The organism is Aeromonas veronii bv. veronii (assembly GCF_000820225.1).
GTDB lineage: Bacteria > Pseudomonadota > Gammaproteobacteria > Enterobacterales > Aeromonadaceae > Aeromonas > Aeromonas veronii.
In genome coordinates this window covers 358,925-383,242 of record NZ_CDDK01000031.1, presented here as the reverse complement: position 1 = coordinate 383,242, position 24,318 = coordinate 358,925, and the positions used below count along the sequence as shown (strand labels likewise).

Genomic DNA, 24,318 nt, shown 5'->3' with positions numbered 1-24,318 from the left:
TGATGCGGAAAATTATCAGCTGAGACGAAATTGACCCAATAATTGCTGCAATTTGTCGGCCGCCTGACGCAAAGCCTGACTGGCTTTGGCCGTTTCGGTCGCATCCTGAGCAATGTCGTTGGCCAGTGCGTTGGTTTTTGACAGGTTGCCGGAGACGGTTTCTGAGACCGAGCTCTGCTCTTCGGCGGCGGAGGCGATCTGATAGGTCATGTCGTTGATGGTGGAGATGGCCTGGTAGATGCTGCCGAGCGCCTCTTCCGCCAGATCCGCCTCGCCTACCGCCTGATGGGTCAGCTGCTGGCTCTGGGTGATAGCGTTGACTGCATTGGTGGAGCTCTGGCGGATCTTCTCGATTAACTCCTGGGTGTTCTGCACCGCCTGCTGGGTATTGCCCGCCAGTTTGCGCACTTCGTCGGCGACTACCGCAAAGCCGCGGCCCTGTTCGCCAGCCCGTGCAGCCTCGATGGCGGCGTTGAGGGCCAGCAGGTTAGTCTGATCGGCAATCCCCTGAATGACGGTGAGGATGCTGGTGATCTGGGCGCTGTCGTGAGCCAGCCCTTCCACCACATCTGCCCCTTTTCCGGCTTCTGCTGCGACCTTGTGCATCGACTGGATCACCTGCTGGAAGCGCTCCTTGCCCTGATCGGCGGCGCTTTGCGCCTGTTTGGCCGAGTCGGCGGTGTTGTTGGCGTGGGTGGCGACCTCCTGACTGACGTAGGACATCTCCTGTACCGCGGTCAGCATCTGCTCCATCTCCGCCTGATGGTGCTGCAGGTTGTTGTCGGTCTGACCGGCGATGCGGTCGGTATCACCGGCATGGCGATTCACTTCGCTTGCCGTTTTCAGCACATCTCCGAGCAGCCCTTGCAGCTTGTCGATAAAGCGGTTGATCCCCTTGGCGAGATCCCCTAGCTCATCCACCGAGCGGGTTGCGAGGCGCTTGGTGAGATCCCCTTCACCATCGGCGATGTCATCCACCAGGCTGACCATTTGACGGATAGGGCCGGTGATGCTGCGGGCAATCACCAGCATGGTGGCCAGCGCCAGCACCAGTACGATAACGGCCCCCACCAATTGCTGGGTCATGGCTGCCTGGTTCATCTCGCTCAGCTGGCTCTCCAGCTGATCGGCCCCCGCCAGTACCACCTTGTAGGGCAGGGTGACGATGATGGCCCAGTTGCGGCTCATTCCCGGCACCATGATGGGGACGGAAATGCGGAATGACTCGTCCAGCTCCTGACGCTGAACTTCCGGTTTCAGGTACTGCTGCCACTGGTTGCCCAGCACCTTACTTGCGCTGCTACCGAGCAGGCTGGCATCGCCGCTGGTGCCGGTGATGACACCGGCGGCGCTGACGATCAGGGTTTCGCCCTTGCCGTCATAGATGTTGCTGTTGAGGCTCTTGGCCTGACGGCTGATGGAGTCCACCGCCAGATCCAGCGCGGCGATCCCCTTGAACTGACCATCCACCATGATGGGGGTGGTGATCGTGCTCACCAGCACCTGCTGACCGTTGATATCCACCTTGAAGGGATCGATGAGGCAAGAGCGTCCTTCCCGCTTCGGGCAGGCGTAGTAGTCGTTGGCGGGATTGCCGAATTCGTCCGGGTCGGTTTTTTCGATGGAGAGCAGCAAATCGGTACCGATTTGATCCTTGTCGCGATAGAAGTAGGGCACGAAGCGCCCCTTGCTGTCGCTACCGAGCGCGGTCTGACCGGCAAAGCTGGCATCCTGACCGTCGAAACCGTTGGGCTCGAAGCCGGCGAAGGCGCCATAAAGCTGGGGCTCCAACGCCAGTTGTGCCTTGAGCAGGTCGGTGGCCTGCTGGCGATCCAGCGGCAGTTTGCCCTGTTGTTGCAGGGCGAGGGCGCTGGCCATCTGCTGGGTGTAGGAGAGCCCTTTTTGCAGCAGCTGGGTGATGGTGGCCGCCTCGGCGCGGGCATTGGCGCTGACCTTCTGCCATGCCTCCTGCTGCAGCGCTTCACGGCTGGAGCTGATGGTGAGTTGTTGGGTCTGTTGGCCGGAGTATTGGTTGAGCAGGATCAGGATGACCAGGGCTGCGGTCATGGCGATCCCGGCCATCACTAGAATGCGATTCTGGATAGAACGGAACTGCATCGTCTCTTCCTTGTTCGTGAGAAGTGTGGTGAGCGTTGTTTGGGTATCGACCGGAGGAGGCAGCTCTCCAGCATTGTGCATAGCAAATCGGAAACGGGGCTTCGGTTTTGCGATCCTCTTCAAATATCGGGCTACAGATGCAAATGGCGACAGATTTAATCCCCTACTTTAGCCCGCAATGGCGTCATGGTTTTCCCATCCGTGATTGTCGGTGCTAAAATGCGACGGTTTTTTCTAACGAATTGGCCCAAGGCCCTCTACACAAGGCTTAAAGATGAAAGTCAAAACCCGTTTTGCTCCCAGCCCGACCGGCTTTTTGCATGTCGGCGGTGCCCGTACCGCACTCTATTCCTGGTTGTTTGCAAAGAACCAGGGCGGTGAGTTCGTGCTGCGTATTGAGGATACCGACCTGGAACGTTCCACTCAGGAGGCGATCGACGCCATCATTGAGGGCATGGAATGGCTGGAGCTGAACTGGGATGAGGGCCCCTACTACCAGACCAAGCGCTTCGATCGCTACAACGGTCTGATCGACGAGATGCTGGCCGATGGCCGCGCCTACAAGTGCTACTGCTCCAAAGAGCGTCTGGAAGCGCTGCGTGAAGGCCAGATGGCCAACGGCGAGAAGCCCCGCTATGACGGCAAGTGCCGCGACCACGCCCACGATCACCCGGCCGATGCGCCGCACGTGATTCGCTTCCGCAACCCGACCGAAGGTTCCGTGGTGTTCGATGACCACGTCCGCGGCCGCATCGAGTTTGCCAACACCGAGCTGGATGACCTGATCATCCGCCGTACCGACGGCGCGCCGACTTACAACTTCTGTGTAGTGGTCGATGACTGGGATATGGAGATCACCCACGTGGTGCGTGGTGAAGACCACATCAACAACACCCCGCGCCAGATCAACATCTACAAGGCGCTGAACGCGCCGGTGCCGGAATTTGCCCACGTCTCCATGATCCTGGGTGACGATGGCGCCAAGCTCTCCAAGCGCCACGGCGCTGTCTCCGTGATGCAGTACCGCGATGACGGCTACCTGCCGGAAGCGCTGCTGAACTATCTGGTGCGTCTGGGCTGGTCCCACGGGGATCAGGAGATCTTCAGCCTCGACGAGATGATCAAGCTGTTCAGTCTGGATGCCATCTCCAAGTCCGCCTCAGCCTTCAACACCGACAAGCTGCTGTGGCTGAACAACCACTACATGCGCAGCCTGGATCCGGCCTATGTGGCCAAGCATCTGGCATGGCACATGGAAAACCAGAAGATCGACACCAGCAATGGCCCGGCACTGGCCGACGTGGTCACTCTGCTGGCCGAGCGCTGCAACACCCTGGTCGAGATGGCCGCCCAGAGCCGCTACCTGTTCGAAGAGTACGAGGCCATCGACGAAGCAGCTGCCAAGAAGCACCTGCGTGGCGTCGCTGCCGAGCCGCTGGCTCTGGCCAAGACCAAGCTGGCCGCACTGGAGAGCTGGACCACTGAAGCGCTGCACGAGCTGATTGAAGCGACCGCTGCCGAGCTGGGTCAGGGTATGGGCAAGGTTGGTATGCCGCTGCGCGTGGCCGTCACCGGTCTGGGCCAATCCCCTGCCATCGACGCCGTAATGGCACTGGTCGGCAAAGAGCGTGTACTTGCTCGTATCGACCGTGCGCTTGCTTACATCGAAGCCCGTATGGCTGCTGAGTAACTGCTGCCGATGTGGCAGGCGAGGGGACAACCCTGCTCTGCCACATGCTGAATAGCAAAAATCCGAAACCACTGGTTTCGGATTTTTTTATGGCCAGCGCACAGGCCGAAAATACTTTGGATAAAAAAATGCCAGTCAGCTGACTGGCATTTTTATTGGGACAGAGTGCCGCTTAGTGACTGTCGACCCAGACGAACTTGAGCACGAACAGCAGGGCTACCACCAGCACGCAGGGGTTGATTTCGCGCCAGCGGCCGGTGCCCGCCTTCATCACGCAGTAGGAGATAAAGCCCACGGCGATCCCCTCGGTGATGGAGAAGCTGAACGGCATCATCACTGCGGTCATAAAGGCCGGTACCGCTTCGGTCAGATCTTCCCACTTCACCCGGGTCAGCTCGGAACACATCAGCACGCCCACATAGATAAGGGCGCCAGCGGCGGCGTATGCCGGCACCATGGCGGCGACCGGAGAGAAGAAGATTGCCAGCAGGAACAGGATGCCGACCACGATGGCGGTCAGACCGGTACGGCCGCCGACGGCAACGCCGGAGCTGCTCTCGATAAAGGCGGTAACCGAGGAGGTGCCCATGAAAGCGCCGCCGACGGAGCTGACGCTATCCACCATCAGTGCCTGTTTCATGCGTGGGAAGTGGCCCTTGTCATCGGCCAACTTGGCGCGGTTGGTGACGCCGATCAGGGTGCCGGAAGAGTCGAACAGGTTGACCAGCATAAAGGAGAAGATGATCCCGGCGAGGCTGATATCGAGCGATCCCATCAGATCCAGCTGGCCGAACACCGGTTCGATGCTGGGGGGCATGGAGACAAAGCCCTTGAAGGTGACATCGCCAAACAGCCAGCCCAGCGCCGTGGTGACCACGATGGCGATCAGCACGGCGGAATGAACGCCGCGGGCGGAGAAGATGCAGATCAGGAAGAAGCCGAGCAGACCCAGCAGGCAGGGCAGAGAGGTGAGGTTGCCCACGGTCACCATGGTGGCCGGGCTCGCGACCACAATCCCGGCGTTGTGCAGGCCGAGCAGGGCGATCAGCAGACCGATACCGGCGGTGATGCCGACCCGCAGGGTGAGCGGGATGTTGCCGATCAGCCAGTAGCGCACTCGCAGCAGGGTGAGGATCAACAGACCCATGGCACCCCAGAAGATGGTGCCCATGCCCACTTGCCAGGAGTAACCCATGCCGGCGACGACCACGAAGGCGAAGAAGGCGTTGAGGCCCATGGCGGGGGCCAGCGCGATCGGCAGGTTGGCCAACAGGCCCATCAGGATGCTGCCGATACCGGCGATGAGGCAGGTAGTGACGAACACGGCCTGGGTGTCCATGCCTGCCGCAGAGAGGATCTGCGGGTTGACGAACACGATGTAGACCATGGTCAGGAAGGTGGTGATACCGGCGATCAGTTCGGTGCGGGCGGTAGTGCCATGGCCTTGCAGGGCAAACAGGCGCTCAAGCAATCCTTGCCCGGCAGCCTGTGTGGGGGCCTGTTGTGGTTGATTCATGTTGGATTCCAATAGGTGACGTGAAATAAGCAGCAGGCGAGCGGGCTCCCATTCATGCGGGAGTGATGGCCCTGTTTCTGGTGGAGAAGTAACCAGACTCGTCCTGATACCGTGACAGCGCGCACATTTTTACACAGGCGACGCCGTTTACAAACCCCGGATCTGCGAAGCGGATCAATGAATGGAGTAAAAGATCAAACGTTTGCTTTTTCGCCAACAAAAAAGGTTCTCGTCGGAGAACCTTTTGGGCGCAGAGAGGGCAGAGATCAGAGAGTTTTGAAGTAGCGCTCCACCAGCTGGGCCAGCACCGAATCGAGCTGATCCTGCACTTCCCCCAGCTCGCGGCCGAAGCGGCGCAGAAAGAGGCTGGCCTGCTCCTCGCTCAGCTTGAGATCGTTGAGAAAGAACTCCTGCTCCGGCAGCTTCTTGTCGTAACGGGGGATCAGCACCCAGCTCACCAGCTCCGGCTCGACCGCTTCGAAGATCTTGGCGGCGGCAACGCAGAAGGTTTCGATGTGTTCCTTGCCATCCGGTCCGAGACAGCCGGGTTCAACCCGGATCTGGATGGTCAGTTTTTTGGTCATTTCAGTACATCCATGCAATGTTATCCGTCTTGGATTGTAAGCCAAAAGGCAACAGAAAGGGGAGCCGGAGCTCCCCTTGTGACGCTGGTCGCAGCTGCGATGGTACGGCTTGCGCCGACCGACCGTTTACTTGGCGATGCGCTTGTACTTGGCGCGGTGCGGTTGGATCGCCTCGGCGCCGTAGGTCTTCTTCTTCCACTCTTCGTATTCGGTAAAGTTACCTTCGAAGAACTCGATCTTGCCCTCATCCTGATAGTCGAGGATGTGAGTGGCGATACGGTCGAGGAACCAGCGGTCGTGGGAGATGACCATGGCACAACCCGGGAACTCCAGCAGGGCGTTCTCGAGGGCGCGCAGGGTTTCGATATCCAGATCGTTGGTCGGTTCATCCAGCAGCAGCACGTTGCCGCCGGTCTGCAGCAGCTTGGCCAGATGCAGACGACCACGCTCACCACCGGAGAGTTCGCCAACCCGCTTCTGCTGGTCGGAACCCTTGAAGTTGAAGCGGCCGATATAGGCGCGGCTCGGGAACTCGTAGTTGCCGATGCGCAGGATATCCTGACCGTCAGCGACCTCTTCGAATACCGTCTTCTTGTCATCCATGCTGTCGCGGAACTGATCGACAGAGGCCAGTACCACGGTTTCACCCAGGGTGATGGCACCGGAATCCGGCTGCTCCTGACCCGACATCATGCGGAACAGGGTCGACTTACCGGCACCGTTCGGGCCGATGATGCCGACGATGGCCCCCTTCGGAATGGCAAACGACAGATCGTCGATCAGCACCCGATCACCATAGGATTTGCGCAGGTTGGCCACTTCCACCACCTTGTCGCCGAGGCGCGGTCCGGGCGGAATGAACAGCTCGTTGGTCTCGTTGCGCTTCTGGTAGTCGTTGGTGTTGAGCTCTTCGAAGCGAGCCATACGGGCCTTGGACTTGGCCTGACGCCCTTTCGGGTTTTGACGAACCCACTCCAGCTCTTTCTCGATGGACTTGCGACGGGCCGCTTCGGAACTTGCTTCCTGCGCCAGACGTGCGTCCTTCTGCTCCAGCCAGGAGGAGTAGTTGCCTTCCCACGGGATACCTTCGCCGCGGTCCAGCTCCAGGATCCAGCCCGCCACGTTGTCGAGGAAGTAACGGTCGTGGGTGATGGCCACAACAGTGCCTTCGTAGTCGTGCAGGAAACGCTCGAGCCAAGCCACGGATTCCGCATCCAGGTGGTTGGTCGGTTCGTCCAGCAGCAGCATGTCCGGCTTTTCCAGCAGCAGACGGCACAGTGCCACACGGCGGCGCTCACCACCGGAGAGGTGCTTGATTTTGGCATCCCAGGCCGGCAGGCGCAGGGCATCGGCCGCACGCTCCAGCTGGTTTTCCATGTTGTGGCCACCCTGAGCCTGGATGATGGCTTCCAGCTCGCCCTGTTCGCGGGCCAGCTTGTCAAAGTCGGCATCCGGGTCGGCGTAGGCAGCATAGACCTCGTCCAGACGGGCCATGGCGCGTTTCACTTCGCCAACGGCCTCTTCGACCGCTTCGCGTACGGTCTGCTCCGGCTCAAGCTTCGGCTCCTGTGGCAGGTAGCCGATCTTGATGCCGGGCTGCGGACGGGCTTCCCCTTCGATCTCGGTGTCGATGCCCGCCATGATGCGCAGCAGGGTCGATTTACCGGCGCCGTTCAGACCCAGCACGCCGATCTTGGCGCCCGGGAAGAAGCTCAAGGAGATGTTCTTGAGAATATGACGCTTGGGCGGCACTACCTTGCCGACCCGGTTCATGGTGTAAATAAATTGAGCCATTGGCTAATTCTCTTCCTTTTCAGCAGGTTAATGTCTTGGCATTAACAGACTGATGTCGTGGTGGGGCCAGGTCGACACAGGTCAACCGGGTTCCAAAAAACCCGTCGATTGTAAACCAACGGACGAGGGGGGGCAAAGGTGGCACCCGGCTATGTCCCCCCTTTGCCGCAGCGGTCACGCCTTGCTGCATCAGCCGTGCAATTTGGGCATGATGTGGGCTGCCGTTTTGTTCCGGAGCCCTCATGAACCCATCTCCTCAAGCCCCCTCACTGGCCGCCTTTCTCTGCACAATGGGATTGGACGCTGCCCTGAGTGAAGCCATCAGCCTGCGCTTGCCACGGCTGACGTTGCGCGCCGGTCAGGCACTGTTGGCGCAAGGGGCAGAGCAGGACGCTGCCTTCTATATCGAAGCGGGCATCGCTCGCGCCAGCCACTACACCCGGGACGGACAGGAGCGCTGCAAGGAGTTCTACTTCGAAGGGGAGCTCTGCCTGCTCTATGACAGCTGGCTCACGGGATCGCTCGCCCGCTACCAGCTGGAGGCGCTGACGGCGCTGCAGGTGGTGCGGGTACCGCTCACCCTGCTGGATGAGCCCACCTGGCAGCCGGTTTGCATGGCCCTGCTACGCCAGCAGATCGGTTACAAGGAGCGCAAGGAGGCGTTTTTGCTGCTCCACTCCCCCGAAGAGCGTTATCGGGAGCTCTGCCACACCTTCCCCCACTGGCCTGCGCGGCTCACTCAGGTGCAGCTCGCCAACTACATCGGCATCAGCCCGGTCACCCTGTCACGGATCCGCAGGCGCATTAACACGGGTTAATGCCGCTCTCCGACCATCCCCTCATGCTGCGCCATCCAAATGACGGATGAGGTGTGGATGATGTCGCTGTTTCTGTGGTCGCAGCTGGTGGTGAGCCTGGCCTTGCTGCTCGATCTGTTGTCGTTTCAGTTGCGGGATCGCCGCAGGATCCTGGCCTGTCTGGCCCTCTCCTGCGCCCTCAATGCCGGTCACTTTGCCCTGCTCGGGCAGTGGTCAGCCGCCAGCCTGTTGCTGCTGGCCAGCGTGCGCTTTGTTGTGAGTATCTGGCTGGTTCACCGCATCTTGATGTGGCTTTTCATGGGGTTGGCCTGTGCAGCGGCGCTGGCGACCTATCAGGGCCTGCTCTCATTGATCGGGCTGCTGGCTAGCCTGCTGCAAACCCGGGCCGCGTTTTGCCCGGATGATCGCCTGTTGCGGCGCTGGATGCTGCTCGGTACCCTCTGCTGGCTGGGTAACAACTTGCTGGTGGGCTCACCGGTCGCCGCGCTGATGGAGGGGCTGTTTCTGGTCAGCAATCTGGTGGGTTACTACCGCCACTATGGCTTCGATTATTGGGGGCGTGGCCGCAGAAAGGGGCGTGTGCCGCCTTCCGGTCGGGCGAGCTCCTGACCTTCCGCTCAGGGCTGTTTGTGGCCAGCGAAGTAGAGCACCCGTTTCACATACTCCTGCGTCTCGTCATAGGGTGGGATCCCGCCATAGCGCTCCACCGCTTTTTCCCCGGCATTGTAGGCCGCCGAGATCAGTACCCAGTCGCCATCGAAGCGGCGATCCAGCCATTTGAGATAACTGACGCCACCCTTGATGTTCTGGGCTGGATCGAATGGCTGGGTTACCCCGAACCGTTGCTGGGTTTCGGGGATCAGCTGCATCAGCCCCTGAGCATTCTTGGGTGAAACGGCGCGGCTGTTGAGATTGGATTCGGCGATGGCAATCGCCAGTACCAGCCGGGCATCCACCTTATGGTGTTTGGCGGCGTGACGCAGCATGGTGACCAGCTTTTGCTTGGAGGGGGGCTGGCGGGCAACCCAGGTGTCGACATTGAAGGGGGTGGAAGGGAGCCCGGCCATATAGCCACCCTGACCGCCACGGATCCCGATGCCACACCGCTCCCCCATAGGGGCATTGCCGACCCGCGGGTTGTAGTAGCGGCTGGCCTGCTGGTTGCCCAGGCGCATCGCCATGGCGAGATAACTGTTGGCCAGCTTGGCGCTGCGTATCGAGGTGGGGCCGGTGGCGAGCAGGCGGCCGATCCGGAAATATCCCTCTGGGTTGCCGGTGCTGGCGGCGACACAGTAGAGATCGATGGCCTTTTGCAGATTGCCGTGTTGCTGGGCCACTTGACCGTGCTTGATCGCCGTTAGCGCCTTGGGGGCCTGTCTGAAATCCCTGCCTTGTGCCATCGCCCGCGGCGTACCTGCCAGTAACAACGACAAAAAAAGCAGCAAAAACAGTCCGTTTTCGCTGATGTGCCTCATGGGTTATCTCCTGTTTGAGTACAGAAGATATAGAGGAACATGGCTGCTATCGCCACGGACCCAGTGGATCCTGTTGTTATAGCGTGGAGATTTCAGAGAGCAAAACGGTATGGAACTAACGGCATCTCGACAGTTTCACACCATTTTTCATCCGGTTAAAAGTCGTGGTGATACTCCTGCTCATCCAGCACCGTGGGAGGAAGCGCGCGATAGAAGCTGCCAATTTCGCTGACAACCCAGAGCGAAAGCAGGATCAACATGCTGATAAGGGGAAGCAGGGTGTGGTTCTGGGTCAGGGCATAGGCCGCAATGGCGGCACCGGTCAAAAGCAGGATTCGGATCATGAGGTGGCTCCTTGTCGTCATGGGGGGGGCGTGGCCACGGACAGAGCGCCTGGGGTCGGGAGTTGTTCCCGGGTGGCACGAAGCGCGCTGAGTATATCGCGTCATGCCGCTGCCGATCCGTGGTGTCATCACACTTTCCATAGTCATGGGTTTCGTATCGAGTTGAGCCCCGCCAGATGCGGGGCCAGTAATGGTTTGACGGTCAGAAGAAACCGCCGTTGTTATCGTCACTGTCGGCCCAGCCGCTACTCTGGCTATCGTCGTCGAGAAAATTGCTGCCAGCATCGGGAGGTGAATCCCAGCCGTCCCAGCGCACCGGTTCCGCATCGACCGGATTGGCGATGGGCGCTGGCTCTATGATGTCGATGATCTCCTCGGGCCGGTTGCTGTGAAACAGTCCGCCGATCATATCGGCCAGCATCACGCCACCGGCCACACCGGCGGCGGTTTGCAGGGCGCCGCCCAAAAAGGAGCTGGTACGGGATGCTGGCTGGGCAGGCGCGGATGCCGGTGGCGGCGTAAAGCGCGGAGGCGGGCTGCTTTCGCTACCAAACAGGCCGGAGAGAAAACTGCCACCACTTGGGGCGCTCTGGCTGGCTTCCAGCTCCTTGACCCGCTCGTTGAGGCGAGTAAGGGCAGCCTGCTGAATTAGCAGCGCCTGGGCCATGTAGTAGGGGGCATCGGGCTGCTGGGCCAGATGCTGGCGGATCAGCTGATCCGCTTGTGGGTCTCGCTTGCTATCCCTGGCTTGCGCTTGCTTGAGGCGGTCGAACAGTCCCTCGATCATACCCTGTTCCTGTTGTTGCATCTCAAATCCTCGCTATGGTGCGCAGACAGTGCGTTTAGCCATCCTAAAACCCGCGGGGCATCAGTGGTATCTGATTAACTCATCAATGACCGAGGGGTTACCCGCGCTCGTCAGCGGGTGGGCCGGTAGTAGTCGAGATACCAGCGGATAAACTCGGCAACACCTTGCTTGAGGGGCGTAGCGGGGCGCAGGCCGGTGAGGGTGTGCAGCGGTTCGCTGTCGGCCCAGGTGGCGTGCATGTCGCCTGCCTGCATCGGCAGCATCCGCTTGATGGCGGGCTTGCCGATGGCCTCTTCCAGCGCCTCGATAAAATCGAGCAGCCGTACTGGCTGGCCGTTGCCGATATTGAAGATGCGATAGGGGGCGGCGCTCTCGGCCGCGCTCTGCTCGCTGGCGTGCCAACCGGGATTGGGACGGGGTGGCTGGTCGGCCACAGCGAGGATCCCCGCGACTATGTCATCTATGTAGGTGAAGTCGCGGCTGAGATCGCCGTGGTTGTACACATCGATAGGCTCTCCCGCCAGAATGGCGCGGGTGAACTTGATGATGGCCATGTCGGGGCGGCCCCAGGGGCCGTAGACGGTAAAGAAGCGCAGCCCTGTGGTGGGCAGGCCATAGAGCGCCGAGTAGGCGTGGGCCATCAGCTCGCCGCTCTTCTTGGTGGCGGCGTAGAGGGAGATGGGGTGATCCACCTGCTGCGCGGTGGAGTAGGGCATCTGATCCCCCATGCCATAGACCGAGCTGGAGGAGGCGTAGAGCAGATGCTGGATGCCGTGCTGGCAGCACCCCTCCAGCACCGTCAGCATGCCGGTGAGGTTGCTGTCGGCATAGGCGAACGGATTGTCGATGGAGTAACGCACCCCCGCCTGCGCCCCCAGATGGATCACCCGCTCGAAGCGATGGCGGGCAAACAGGGTCGCCATGGCTTCGCGATCCGCCAGATCCCGCCGCTCGAAGTGAAAATGGGGGAAACTGGCCAGCTGGGCCAGCCGCGCCTCTTTCAGACTCACCTCGTAGTAGTCGTTGAGGTTGTCGAGCCCCACCACCCGATGGCCTGCGGCGCACAGCTGGCTGGCCACATGAAAACCGATAAAACCGGCGACGCCGGTGACCAGATAGATCATGGTTGGGTCTCCGGGTTGCAGCTGGTGTTGGCAGGCTGCTTTTTGGCGGGAAGATGTGGCCGCCCGATGGCGTGATAGTCAAACCCGAGCTCGCTGAGCTGGCGCGGGTCATAGAGGTTGCGGCCATCGATGATGACAGGCTGGTTGAGCAGTGCTTTCAACTGTTGGAAATCGGGGGCGCGAAACGCCTGCCATTCGGTACAGATGAGCAGGGCATCAGCCCCTTCCAGCGCAGATTCCTGAGTGGGGCAGAGCAGCAGATCCGGCCGCTCGCCGTAAAGCTCATGGGCGCGCCCCATCGCCTTGGGATCAAAGGCCTGCACCCGGCCACCGGCAGCCCAGATGGCGGCCAGCAGCGGGCGGCTCGGTGCATTGCGCATATCGTCGGTGCCGGGTTTGAACGCCAGCCCCCACAGGGCGAAGGTGCGGCCGCGCAGATCCGGGCCGAAGCGGTTTCGTAGGGTTTGCGCCATCTTCTGTTGCTGGCGCTGGTTGACCTGCTCGACCGCCGCTAAAAGCGGGGCGTCGCAGCCGACACTCGCCGCGGTATGGCGCAACGACTTGATATCTTTGGGGAAGCAGGAGCCGCCGTAGCCGCAGCCCGGGTAGATAAAGTGGTAACCGATGCGGGGATCGGCGCCCATCCCCTGGCGCACCGCCTCGATATCGGCCCCCAGTTGCTCGGCGAGGGCCGCCATCTCGTTCATAAAAGAGATCTTGGTGGCCAGCATGGCGTTGGCGGCGTATTTGGTGAGCTCGGCGCTGCGCAGATCCATCACCACGATCCGGTCGTGATTGCGGTTGAAGGGGGCATAGAGGGCGCGCAACTGCTCAAGCGCCCGCTCGCTGTCACAGCCGATGATGATGCGGTCCGGCCGCATGCAGTCGTTGACCGCCGCTCCCTCCTTGAGAAACTCGGGGTTGGCCGCCACTTCGCAGGTGAGGGTCAGCCCACGCACGGCCAACTGCTGCTCAATGTGTTCCCTTACTTGCTGCGCCATGCCGACCGGTACAGTGCTTTTGGTCACCACCAGCTTGGGGCGCTGCATCAGTCGGCCTATGGTGTCGGCCACCGCCAGCACATGTTGCAGATCGGCCGAGCCATCCTCGTCAGCCGGGGTACCCACGGCGATCAGCAGCAGGTCGCCGTGTGCCACGCCTATGGCGGGATCGACCGTGAAGCTCAGGCGGCCGCTGGCAAGATGGCTCTCGACCAGCGGGGCCAGCCCCGGCTCATAAAAGGGGATCTGCCCCAGCCTGAGGGCGGCGATCCGCTCGTCATCCACATCCACGCAGCAGACCTGATGGCCCACCTCGGCCAGAACGGCGGCCTGCACCAGCCCGACATAGCCTGTGCCAAAAATGGTGACCTTCATGAAAAGTGCCTCGTGCTGTGAATGGGGGGATGGCGCGCTTAAACCGCGGCATGCTGCATCTTGGTGCAGCGGGTGTCAATGCCAGATGACAGGCACCAGAATGGGGCGTTCAGCCTGACTGTTGTGATCCTTTTCACAAAAAATAGACTGGACCCCATAACGAAGCCCTGTGGACAGGGCTCGCAGCCCGCCCGCAACGGCAGGCGACAGACACTCTCTCTTTACTTCGCTTGGATACAGGTTATGGACAACACCTCGATTCGCACTGCCCATCCTATTTATGAGGATGTGCTGGCCCTGCTGACGGCGGCCGGCTTTGTTTCCCTCGGCATCTTTCTGTTTCATCAGGTTGGTCTGCTCACTGGCGGGACTGCCGGGCTGGCGCTGCTGCTGCAAAAAGTGACCGGCATCAGCTTCGGCCTGCTGTTTTTCGGCATCAACCTGCCCTTCTATGCGCTGGCATGGCTGCGGATGGGGCCACGTTTTACCTTCAACACTTTTGTCTCGGTGGCGGCGGTCTCCTACATGACCGATCACCTCAACGGGGTGTTGCAGATCGGCAAGATAGAGCCTCTCTATGCGGCGCTGATCGGCGGTACCTTGATTGGCATGGGGCTGCTCATCATGTTTCGCCACAAGTCGAGTCTGGGGGGCTTCAACATTCTGGCGCTCTTTATTCAGGATCGCTTTGGCATCCGGGCGGGTAAGCTGCAGATGGGGCTCGATTGCGCCATTGTTGTTGCCTCGTTTTTCGTGGTGCAGCCCTGGATCCTGGCGCTCTCCATCGTGGCGGCGGTTATCTGTAATCTGGTGTTGACACTCAACCACAAGCCCGGCCGTTACCAGATTGCCTGACAAGCTGCGGCAGTGGCTCGATAAGACAAGCGTGACCCGATAGCACGAGGCGGCCTGATGGCCGCCTCGTCTGTTTCTACCCTGGGGTTTGTTCGCTGCGCCTAGCTCGCCTGCTCCAGCCTGCTGTCGCCGCTGATAGCGTGACCACCGACGGCGAGCGGGGTGTGACAGGCCACCTGATGATGGGACTCATCACACGCCTCAAGCCTTGGCGCCTTGCTTTTGCACAACTCGGTCGCATGGGGACAGCGCTGGTGGAAGTGGCAGCCGCTTGGCGGCGAGATGGGGGAGGGCACATCGCCGGTCAGCAGAATGCGCTGGCTGCGCCTGCGTGGATCCGGCACCGGAATGGCAGAGATCAACGCCTGGGTGTAAGGGTGGCGCGGCGCCAGATAGAGCGACTGGGCATCCGCCAGTTCGACGATCCGTCCCAGATACATCACCGCGATCCGATCCGAGATGTGTTTGACCACCGACAGATCGTGGGCGATGAAGATGATGGAGAGGTTCATCTCCCGCTGCAGGCTGAGCAGCAGGTTGACGATCTGGGACTGCACCGAGACATCGAGGGCCGAGACCGCCTCGTCGCACACCAGCAGCTTGGGCTTGAGGGCGATGGCGCGGGCGATGCCGATCCGCTGGCGCTGACCGCCGGAAAACTCGTGGGGGTAGCGATCCACTGCGCTGCCCGGCAGGCCCACTTTTGTCAGCAGCTCTTGCACCCAGCCGCGCCGCTGCTCAGTGTTGCCTTTACCGTGGATGATAAAGGGCTCCTCCAGGATCTGGCCCACGGTGTGGCGGCTGTTGAGGGATTCTGCAGGATCCTGAAATACCATCTGCATCTCTTGGCGCAGGGAGCGCATCCCCTTCGGGCTGAGGGCGGTGATATCGCGCCCCTCGAAGGTGATGGTGCCTGCGGTCGGCTCGAACAGCTTGAGCAGGCTGCGTCCGAGGGTGGACTTGCCGCAGCCCGACTCACCCACCAGCCCCAGCGTCTCCCCCTGTTTCAGGTCGAAGCTGATGCCATCCACCGCGTGAACCGTATATTGCTTGCGCAGGAAACCGCCTCCCAGCCGGAAATGCTGTTTTAGATCCCTGACCGATAACAGAGTGCTCATACGGTCAACTCCTTCCAGTAGTGACAGGCGACATGGTGGCTCGGATTTAACTGCTCCACCGCCGGAATGGTGCTGACACAGAGGTCGGTCGCGTGGGGGCAGCGGTTGGAGAAGCGGCAGCCAGCGGGCATCTCGTGCAGGGCTGGCACCTGTCCCTTGATGGTCTTGAGCAGGCTCTTGGGCTCATCCTCAAGGCGCGGGATTGAGCTCATCAAACCGTGGGTATAGGGGTGACGGGGATGGTCAAACAGCTCGAACACGTCGGCCTGCTCCACCGCCCGGCCGGCGTACATCACCACCACCTCGTCACAGAGCTCGGCCACCACACCTAGGTCGTGAGTGATGAAGATGATGGCCATCCCGGTCTGGGCCTGCAGCTCTTTCATCAGTTCGAGGATCTGGGCCTGAATGGTGACATCCAGCGCCGTGGTCGGCTCGTCACAGATCAGCAGGTCTGGCTCGCAGGAGAGCGCCATGGCGATCATCACCCGCTGGCGCATACCGCCGGATAGGTTGTGGGGATAGACCGCAAAGCGCTGGGCGGGCTCGGGTATGCCCACTTTCTGCAGCATGGCGATGGCCGCGGCTTTGCGTTGGGCCTTGTCATACTCGGGGCGATGGAGGCGAAACACCTCCATCAGCTGCTCCCCCACCGTCTGCACCGGGTTGAGGGCCGTCATCGGTTCCTGAAAGATCATCGAGATGCGGTTGCCGCGCACCTTGTACATCTGATCCGGCGCCAGAGTGAGCAGCTCCTCCCCCTGAAAGCGGATGGAGCCGGCTACCACCTGACCATGGGGTTTGGGCAGCAGCCCCATGATGGCAAGCGATGTGACGCTCTTGCCGCAGCCGGACTCGCCGACGATCCCCAGAGTCTGACCTGGGGCCACCTTGAAGCTGACCCCATCGAGCACCTTGATCTTGCCGTCATCGACGGCGAACTCCACCTCGAGATTGCTTACCTCAAGGATCGAAGCCTGGTTCTGGCCGTTATCAACGGCGAACTCCCCCCCGTTATCCGGTACGTCGAGGATCGAGGCTGGGTGCTGGCCGTTATCAGCGGCGAACTCCCCCCCGTTATCCGGTACGTCAAGAATGGGGGCCTGAGTGTTGGGCATAACGGCTGCTCCCTTCGCAATGGCCTGAATATCAATGACGTGCATAGGTCTTGTCGAGCAGGTTGATGGGCGCCAGCGCCTCCCCTGCCTCCTTGGCGTTGCGGGTCTCTTCCTTCACCTTGGGATCGAGCCAGAGCAGACCGCCACTACTGTGAGGATAACCATCCATCGGCCAGTAGAGCAGATCCGGCGTGTTCTTGGTGGCAGGCACCTCCGGCAGCATCACATAACGCCAGCTGCTGGCCCGTACATAGTTGAGCTGCACCCCGGGCACGAAGATGGCGAGATCATAGATGCGCTGCTGGATTTGCTGGGAGAGCTTGGCCCGTTTGGCCATGTCGAATTCGATGTTGTAGGCATCGATCAGCGCGTCCAGCTCCTTGTCAGCCACGTTGAACAGGTTGTTGGTCTGCGGTTTGTTGGCGTTGGCGGAGTGGAAAAACTCCCAATATTGCGGATAGAGACCGCCGCCGCCCCAGCCGAGCCAGGCCGCTTCATGTTTTTTCTCCAGCATCACCTTGAAGCCGGTGGCGCCATCCACTAGGTTGAGCTCCAGATCCAGACCCGCCTTCTTGGCCTCTTCTTTCAGCACGGTCAGTCGCTTGGAGTGCTCCTGACTGGTGTAGGTGAGCGCCAGCGTCAGTCGCTCCCCCTTCTCATTTTGCAGGATGCCGTCCGGCCCCGGCTTGTTGTAGCCGCCCTTGGCAAAGTACTCCCGCGCCTTGCCGATGTCATAAGCCCGCTCTGGCAGCGTGATGTCGGTGAATTCGCCAAAGCCCGAGTCAAAGGTGGTGGCTCTGTCGTAGTCGCCACGCAGCACCGTCTCGATCATCTTGTCGATGTTGAAGGCATGCTGGATGCCGAGCCGCACGTTCACATCCGCCAGCTTGGGGTTGGCCACATTGAGGTGAACCCCCTGACCGCCCTGTTTGGTGTCGGTCATGGCCATCACCTTCTGCACGTAGCCTTTTTTGTACTCCGGGGTGACCGCTTTTTCATGCCACCAGTTGGGCAGGATCATCTCGAAGGTATCGATCTCCCCTTTCAGGAAGTGACGGAAGGCGATGTTATGGTCGCGGATCACCTGCACCTTGATGGTGTCGATGTTGAATCTGTGCTGGTTATAGCGATCACTCTTTGCCCACCAATCCTGCTGCTTGCTGAAGGTGACCGACTTGCCCTTCTTGACGTCGCTGATCACATAGGGGCCTGTGGTGGGCACCACGGCCCAGTTGTACTGCTTCACCCAGTTGGGGGTCAGCTTGTAGTAGTGCTTGGGCTGGGGCCACAGCTCGGTGGTGTTGAGCAGATCCAGCTTGGCCTTGCGGTTGCCCGCTTTGACCAGAATGGTGTGGTCATCGATCTTCTCTACCGCAACTACTTCAGTGGTGTAGTAGTTGTTGAACCAGGGCCCCTTGATGTGTTTGGAGCGCATCATCTCGTAGCCGAAGGTGTAGTCATCGGCATTGACCGGCTTGCCATCAGACCATTTGGCGCGGGGATCCAGCTTGAAGTAGACGGTCTGGCTGTCTGGCGCTATAGCCCAGTGGGTCGCCAGCGAGGGGATTGGGTTGCCGGTATTGGGGTGAAAGCTGATGAGCCGCAGCTGGTTATCGAGAATAAAGGAGCGGAACGAACCGTTGGAGTCAGGTCCCACGGTGCGAAACGTCAGCGGAAAGCTGTCGACAAACATATTGAGGCTGCCACCCGGCAGCGCCTTGGGGGAGGCGAACACAGGATCCGTGTCGTTGGTCTCCCATTTGAGATCCGTGGGCAGGCTGGCTGCCCAGACCCAGGATCCGTTTACCAGCACAAAGAGAGCACCTATCCATTTGATTTTATTGTTCATGTTTGACTTCCAGGTCTAGCCCCTGCACTGGGGGTCTTGATTGATAACGGGATTATCCCTTGCTCCCGGGACCGCCGATGGCGGCGGCCCGTCCTTCATTTATCACTGTTCGTTACCCGGCGCCTGCTGATGCGCGCTGGCACAGGTTGGCTTACTGGTAACGGGTAAATTTGCGCGGATCGAACGCCTCGCGGATCGCCTCGCCGATAAAGGAGACCATGATCAGCACCAGACTCACCGCGGCCACCACCGAGCTGACGATCCAGATGGCATCCAGATTGTTGATGCCCTGGGATAGCAGCTCCCCCCAGCTCGGGGTCGGCGGTGCCAGCCCGAAGCCAAGATAGTCGAGCGCTGTCAGGGTGGAGATATTGCCCACCACGGCGAACGGCGCCAGGGTGACGATCATCATCAGGGTGTTGGGCAGGATGTGGTTGAAGATGATCCGCCCGGTGGTCGCCCCTTGCGCCCGCGCTGCCATCACATAGTCCCGCGCCCGCTCCTTGTAGGTGAGGGTGCGCATATACCAGGTGATCCCCATCCAGCCGAACAGCACGTTGATGGCGACAAACAGGCCGAAGTTGGGCTTGGCCAGCGACACCAGGATCATGATGACGTAGAGAAACGGCACCTGGGACCAGATCTCGATAAAGCGTTGCAGGATGAGGTCGAAGCGGCCGCCGAGAAAACCCATCAGACAGCCGATGGTGACTCCGATGGCGTAACTGGCCGCCAGCGCGATAAAGGCAAAGCCGATGGCGATGCGAAAGCCGTAAACCAGTCGCGCCAGCACATCGCGGCCGCTGGTGTCGGTGCCGAGGAAGTGGCGCTCGGCCGCGCTGGGGGCGTAAGGCGGGTAGGCATCCTCTTTGAAATCCTGCTCGTAGGGGTTCCAGGGTACTGGCGGCAGCAGCACCCAGTCGCCCTGGCCCTCTGCGGCAAATTTGGCCTTGAGCTGGCGGTAGTTGGTTTCGTACTCGTAATCGAGCCCGAACTGCTGACCGGGGATCACATCGCCATAGGTGGGGAAGTGCAGCTGGCCCTGATAGCTCACCATCAGTGCCCGGCTGTTGACCAGCAGCTCCGCCAGCAGGGAGAGCAGCACCAGGGTGGTGAAGATGATGAAGGAGTAGTAGCCGCGCTTGATCGACTTGAAGCGCTTGAGTTTTTTCAAGGTAACCGGATTGAGCTTCATGGTCAGTCTCCAAACCGCACGCGGGGGTCAACAGAGGGTGCAACGCAGATATCGGAGACGATATGGCGTGATACCAGCATCGGCATAGCAATAGAGGTCTGGTTCATGGTCAATCTCCAAACCGCACGCGGGGATCAACGAGGGCCACGCAGATATCGGAGACGATGTTGCCTATCAGCATCAGCATGGAGGTGATGGCCAGAATGCCCATGACGGTGGGGTAATCCCGTTCGACGATAGCCTCGTAACCGAGCAGGCCGATGCCGTCGATGTTGAAGATGGTCTCGATGAGGAAGGAGCCGCCAAAGAAAACGGTGAGCACAGACCCCAGGTGGCTGGCGATGGGGATCAGGCTGTTGCGCATCGCGTGGTCGGTGACCGCCTTGCGAAACGGCAACCCCTTGGCCACGGCGGTACGCACATAATCGGCCGACAGGTTCTCCATCAGGCTGTTTTTCATAGTCATGGTGAGGATGGCGAAATCGCCGATGGCGTAGGCGATAAGCGGCAGCAGGGCGTGGGCAAAGACAGTGCGGATCTGATCCCAGCTGCTCTCCATGTATTCAAAGTCGTCTCCCGGAAAACCGCCCATCGGCAGCCACTCCAGATGGAAGGCGAAGACGGTGATGAGGAAGATCCCTACCACGTAGGCGGGCAGGGCATAGGCCATGTAGATGAGCATGGAGCTTAACGAGTCGAAGCGGCTGTTGTGCCTGAGCGCCTTCGCCACACCCAGCGGAATGGAGACCGCATAGCTCAGCAGAAAGGTTGCCAGCCCGAAGAAGGCGGTAACGGGGAGCCGCTCCTTGATGAGATCCCACACCGGCTCGTAGTAGCGGGTCGATTCGCCCAGATCGAGTACCGCCAGCTTCTGCAGCCACTCCCAGTAGGCGACCAGCATGGGCTTGTCGAGGCCATAGAAGGCCTTGAGCTCCTCGATCTGTTCATCGGAGAGGGCCTGTGCCCCCTTGCTGCCACTGGAGCGGCCGGATTCATTCTGGGAAACTTGGGCTTGCAGCAGCATGCGTTCGACCGGTCCACCCGGCACGAAACGGGTGATGGTGAAGACGAGCAGGGTGATACCGAGAAACGTCGGGATGATCAAAAGCATCCGGCGTAGGAAATACGACAGCATGGTGGAACCTCGTCCTTGTTGTTCTTTTTTGCGGCCAGTCAAATCCGGTGACGGGCCTGTCCTTCCTGGCATTACGCGCTGGATTGGTTGCCAAACAGCAGACAATCCGCTTGGCCACTGTAAAAGCTCTGCAACAAAAATCAAGTACAAGGAAATGGAAAACTGGGACAAATGACCCGCTGAGACCAAAAGCACCGAAAAATGACGTTTTTTATCTGAAAAGTGAAAATCAAAACAAAACGCTACTGCTCAACATTATTTTAAAAAATATAAACAGCTGTTTGTTTTAGTTTTAATTGATTTTAACTTGTTGATTTGTAATGTTTTTGTTTGTGGTGTGAAATTGAAGGAAAACGATGTCATCTCGACAATTTTATCTGTTATCCCCATGAGAACGGTCAGGTGCAACCCTCATGAAGTTAGTGTTTTATTCTTATTAATGCCAATAAATCAAAATAAGATATAAACGGACAGCACGTTAACTAATAAGTTCATCAAATTTTAATTCAGCGCCATTTATGCCATTTAACAATGTTTTTACATTGTGTGGGTTGTTTTTGGCAGAATTATTCACTAATTATGCCGGTCAAAATTAATACACTCCGCTTATTCTACGTCCGACCTCGCCGCCCCCCAGCTCCATTGACGTCGCTAGTCAAAGATTGATAAGCCTTACACATCGCTCCAAAGAGGGCGGTATCAGGAAGCAAACAATAAACAACCAGGAAGGATATAAGCGATGCTTAGGAAGAGCAGAATCTCTGCTGCGATTGCGTTCGCCTTGGCGAGCCTTGCGGCGGCCCCATCCGTATCTGCCGAAGAAGGGCAGAACGTCGAAAAACTGCAGAAAATCAAAGTCACTGGCTCTCGTATCTCCCGTGTTGATGTTGAGGGGGCGACTCCGGTTGTCTCTGTCAGCAAGGCTCAAATTGAACAGTCTGGTCAGCAGACTGTGGCCGATTATCTGAAACAGGCCTCCTACAACTCCTTTGGTGGTTACTCCCCTTCCTCTGGTGACTCCTATCAATCTCAGGGAACCGTTGGTCTGCGTGGTCTGGGCTCTACCCGTACTCTGGTACTGCTCAATGGCAAGCGGATCGCAGGTTCACCGACTATGGGTGGTACTTCCATCAACCTCAACACCATCCCCATGGCGGCGGTTGAGCGGGTGGAAGTGAACCTGGATGGTGGCTCCGCACTCTATGGTTCTGATGCCATCGGTGGCGTTATCAACGTGATCCTCAAAGAGGGTTTCGAAGGGCTGACTTTCCAGGGGCGTATCGGTTCGCCGACCGAAGAGGGTGGTGACGAGCAGAGTGGTTCCATTGTCAGTGGCATCACAGGGGACAAGGGTTCTCTGATGATGGTTTACGAGCACGATGTGAAAGATGTGATCTATTACAAGGATCGTGACTATCTGGCCAAGCAGGGTGCCGAGGCCCCCAGTATTTATGGTCGCAATATCAAGGGTGTTGATGCCACGACCGGCAAGACAGTTACCCGTACTCTGGACGGCATTGACTGTGCTAATACAGGTGCAGGTTTCGTGCCCGTGGGGACAGCCTGCCGCTTCGACTTTGCCCAGATAGCAGCCAAAACCGCTTCCCGGACGCGTGATACCGTCTATGTGAACGGCCGCTATCACATTAACGATAACGTGGACTTCGTTCCGCAGTTGATTGGCTCCCGCGTCACCAGTTTTGGTCGTTTCGCGCCAGCTGCCGGTGCCTTCACCGTAGATGGTTCTACCCCTGAAAGCGCAGCAGTCCTGTCTGCCAACAACTTCAGTACCGCCAAGGCTGCGACCGTTTACTACCGCTTTAACAACGTCGGCCCCCGTGACAACGATGTGACTGACATGACCGGTAACATGAACCTGGGTTTTGAAGGGACTGTGCCGACCGAAGCGGTAGGCGATCTGGAGTGGAATGCCGGTTACATGTATTCCAAAACAGATAACCGCAGCAATGGTTCAGGCTACGTTCTGGAGCCAGCAGTACAGACTCAGGTTAATAGCGGGAAATTTATTAATGGCAGCTTCTCTGATGCGGCCACCAAGGACCTTTCGTACGATACCAGCCGTACCTCCAAAATGGACTTCTTCCAGTGGTACGGTGGTCTGGGTTGGGAGATGGGTGAACTGCCCGCTGGCCCGGTCAGCTGGTATCTGGGGGCCGAGTATAACGATTGGGTTTACTCCGACACCTACGACAGCCAGTCCGAAGCGGGTAACGTACTGGGTTCATCCGGCAACTCCGGTAGCGGTGTGCGCGATGTGTTTGCCACCTACATCGAGAGCCTGATCCCCATCACCGAGCAGATCGAGTTGAACCTGGCGGGTCGTTACGACAAGTACAGCGACTTTGGCAGCGCCTTCTCGCCCAAAGCGAGTCTGCGTTATCAACCGCTCGACCAGTTGATGTTCCGTACCTCCTGGTCCCAGTCGTTCCGTGCGCCGGGTCTGGATGATCTCTATGCCGCAGACTCGTTCTCTGCCGACTTTGCCAAGGACTATGTAGGCTGCCAGGCCAATGGTATTGCTAACTGTTCCGAAGCGCAGTACGACACAACGCGTAAAGCTAACAAGAACCTGAAGGAAGAGACCGCCAATACCTTCACCATCGGGGCTGCTTACAACCCGCTGGACAATCTGAACCTGTCGCTCGATTACTACTACATCAAGATTGATGACGTGATCCAGCTGGCTACCACTCAGACCCAGTTCTATCAGGAGCTTAATACCGGCAGCAACCCGAACGTTATTCGTGACGCAAACGGCGATGTCGAGATGGTCTACGCCGGCATGGTCAACTTGGGGCAACTCAAGACCAGTGGTATCGACTTCAAGGCGGACTACAAGTACGACTTCAACTTCTTCACCATGCGCTATGACTTCGGTGGCACTTACATCCTGAAGTATGAAGAAGGTCTGTTTGCCGGTGGCCCGATGATCGACAAGAAGGGTTGGAATGCGTTGCCAGACCTTCGCTTCAACTCCGGGGTCGGTGCCAACTTCCCGCAGTGGTGGAATCTGGATGCTTATCTGAGCGCCAACTATATCGACTCCCAGAGTCAGGATTACGTGAATGGACAGGAAGAGGGGCATATCGCTTCCAACACCATCTGGAACCTGAACGTCGCGGTCGATACCAGCTGGAATGCCAAGATCCAGACCGGTGTGAAGAACATGTTCAACCGCGGACCTTCTCTGTCGAGCGATGGCTTCACCTATGAAGAAGACCTCTACGGCATCGACGGTCGCGTCTACTACATCGACTACACCCAGAAGTTCTAATCAACCCTGTTGATATACAACCTCAGCCGGCCCGGTCGGGCCGGCTGTGCCCAACGTCCAAGGAAGTTACGGAGATAGGGTAATCCTATGAAGACAAGGACCATTA

At 59.2% G+C, this 24,318-nt stretch carries 19 protein-coding genes; 5 read left to right on the top strand and 14 right to left on the bottom strand.

Translation table 11 applies throughout. The features are described from left to right. Nucleotides 1-15: 15 nt before the first annotated feature. Nucleotides 16-2,118, bottom strand: a complete 2,103-nt coding sequence (locus tag BN1139_RS14385) for a methyl-accepting chemotaxis protein (RefSeq protein ID WP_005349389.1) — start codon at nucleotides 2,116-2,118, stop codon at nucleotides 16-18. A gap of 274 nt (nucleotides 2,119-2,392) precedes the next feature. Between BN1139_RS14385 and gltX the strand changes: the two genes are divergently transcribed. Next, nucleotides 2,393-3,808: a glutamate--tRNA ligase gene (gene gltX / locus BN1139_RS14380; RefSeq protein WP_005349391.1), complete on the top strand. Its 1,416-nt coding sequence runs from the start codon at nucleotides 2,393-2,395 to the stop codon at nucleotides 3,806-3,808. 172 nt (nucleotides 3,809-3,980) lie between these two features. Here gltX and BN1139_RS14375 read toward each other — a convergent pair whose 3' ends face one another. The 3 genes from BN1139_RS14375 to ettA all read right to left on the bottom strand — a co-directional run bounded on the left by BN1139_RS14375 (nucleotide 3,981) and on the right by ettA (nucleotide 7,702). After that, the gene (locus tag BN1139_RS14375) at nucleotides 3,981-5,324 is read right to left on the bottom strand and encodes an NCS2 family permease (RefSeq protein WP_005349393.1); all 1,344 of its coding nucleotides are present in this window, start codon (nucleotides 5,322-5,324) and stop codon (nucleotides 3,981-3,983) included. Nucleotides 5,325-5,590: 266 nt separating this feature from the next. After that, the gene (locus tag BN1139_RS14370; RefSeq protein WP_005349395.1) at nucleotides 5,591-5,908 is read right to left on the bottom strand and encodes a hypothetical protein; all 318 of its coding nucleotides are present in this window, start codon (nucleotides 5,906-5,908) and stop codon (nucleotides 5,591-5,593) included. Nucleotides 5,909-6,034: 126 nt separating this feature from the next. Then, complete coding sequence (gene ettA / locus BN1139_RS14365; RefSeq protein ID WP_005338959.1) at nucleotides 6,035-7,702, bottom strand: energy-dependent translational throttle protein EttA; 1,668 nt, start codon at nucleotides 7,700-7,702, stop codon at nucleotides 6,035-6,037. A 242-nt stretch (nucleotides 7,703-7,944) separates the two neighbouring features. On the opposite strand from ettA, the gene BN1139_RS14360 reads away from it, so the two are divergent. Next, a complete protein-coding gene (locus BN1139_RS14360) occupies nucleotides 7,945-8,520 on the top strand; it encodes a Crp/Fnr family transcriptional regulator (protein ID WP_005349400.1) in 576 nt (191 codons plus the stop codon). Nucleotides 8,521-8,577: 57 nt separating this feature from the next. Next, a complete protein-coding gene (locus tag BN1139_RS14355; protein ID WP_005349404.1) occupies nucleotides 8,578-9,129 on the top strand; it encodes a YgjV family protein in 552 nt (183 codons plus the stop codon). Between the two features lie 8 nt (nucleotides 9,130-9,137). Here the strand turns inward: BN1139_RS14355 and BN1139_RS14350 are convergent, their stop codons facing one another. From BN1139_RS14350 to BN1139_RS14330, 5 genes are all read right to left on the bottom strand, one after another. Next, a complete protein-coding gene (locus tag BN1139_RS14350) occupies nucleotides 9,138-9,995 on the bottom strand; it encodes a lytic transglycosylase domain-containing protein (RefSeq protein ID WP_005349408.1) in 858 nt (285 codons plus the stop codon). 155 nt (nucleotides 9,996-10,150) lie between these two features. Next, entirely contained in the window at nucleotides 10,151-10,339 is a 189-nt protein-coding gene (locus BN1139_RS14345; protein ID WP_005349411.1) for a hypothetical protein, read from the bottom strand. Between the two features lie 202 nt (nucleotides 10,340-10,541). Next, nucleotides 10,542-11,147, bottom strand: coding sequence for a DUF2076 domain-containing protein (locus BN1139_RS14340; protein WP_005349414.1), 606 nt, complete (start codon nucleotides 11,145-11,147; stop codon nucleotides 10,542-10,544). A gap of 110 nt (nucleotides 11,148-11,257) precedes the next feature. Further along, nucleotides 11,258-12,271, bottom strand: coding sequence for an NAD-dependent epimerase (locus BN1139_RS14335; protein ID WP_005349416.1), 1,014 nt, complete (start codon nucleotides 12,269-12,271; stop codon nucleotides 11,258-11,260). Next, nucleotides 12,268-13,647, bottom strand: a complete 1,380-nt coding sequence (locus BN1139_RS14330; RefSeq protein ID WP_005349419.1) for a UDP-glucose dehydrogenase family protein — start codon at nucleotides 13,645-13,647, stop codon at nucleotides 12,268-12,270. Before BN1139_RS14330 ends, BN1139_RS14335 begins: the two co-directional genes overlap by 4 nt. A gap of 243 nt (nucleotides 13,648-13,890) precedes the next feature. On the opposite strand from BN1139_RS14330, the gene BN1139_RS14325 reads away from it, so the two are divergent. Beyond that, the gene (locus BN1139_RS14325; RefSeq protein ID WP_005349421.1) at nucleotides 13,891-14,502 is read left to right on the top strand and encodes a YitT family protein; all 612 of its coding nucleotides are present in this window, start codon (nucleotides 13,891-13,893) and stop codon (nucleotides 14,500-14,502) included. A 101-nt stretch (nucleotides 14,503-14,603) separates the two neighbouring features. Here BN1139_RS14325 and BN1139_RS14320 read toward each other — a convergent pair whose 3' ends face one another. From BN1139_RS14320 to BN1139_RS14300, 5 genes are all read right to left on the bottom strand, one after another. After that, on the bottom strand, nucleotides 14,604-15,620 hold the full coding sequence (locus tag BN1139_RS14320; RefSeq protein WP_005349424.1) for an ABC transporter ATP-binding protein: 1,017 nt from the start codon (nucleotides 15,618-15,620) through the stop codon (nucleotides 14,604-14,606). After that, nucleotides 15,617-16,738: an ABC transporter ATP-binding protein gene (locus BN1139_RS14315; protein WP_005349427.1), complete on the bottom strand. Its 1,122-nt coding sequence runs from the start codon at nucleotides 16,736-16,738 to the stop codon at nucleotides 15,617-15,619. The genes BN1139_RS14320 and BN1139_RS14315 overlap by 4 nt, the downstream gene beginning before the upstream one ends. 31 nt (nucleotides 16,739-16,769) lie before the next feature. Next, complete coding sequence (locus tag BN1139_RS14310) at nucleotides 16,770-18,587, bottom strand: extracellular solute-binding protein (protein WP_005349429.1); 1,818 nt, start codon at nucleotides 18,585-18,587, stop codon at nucleotides 16,770-16,772. Nucleotides 18,588-18,738: 151 nt separating this feature from the next. Then, nucleotides 18,739-19,782 carry an ABC transporter permease gene (locus BN1139_RS14305; protein ID WP_013724081.1) on the bottom strand — a complete coding sequence of 348 codons (1,044 nt, stop codon included), beginning with the start codon at nucleotides 19,780-19,782 and terminating at the stop codon, nucleotides 18,739-18,741. Between the two features lie 109 nt (nucleotides 19,783-19,891). Further along, a complete protein-coding gene (locus tag BN1139_RS14300) occupies nucleotides 19,892-20,917 on the bottom strand; it encodes an ABC transporter permease subunit (RefSeq protein WP_031227629.1) in 1,026 nt (341 codons plus the stop codon). A 739-nt stretch (nucleotides 20,918-21,656) separates the two neighbouring features. Between BN1139_RS14300 and BN1139_RS14295 the strand changes: the two genes are divergently transcribed. Next, entirely contained in the window at nucleotides 21,657-24,212 is a 2,556-nt protein-coding gene (locus BN1139_RS14295; protein ID WP_013724078.1) for a TonB-dependent receptor, read from the top strand. The last annotated feature ends 106 nt before the right edge of the window (nucleotides 24,213-24,318 follow it).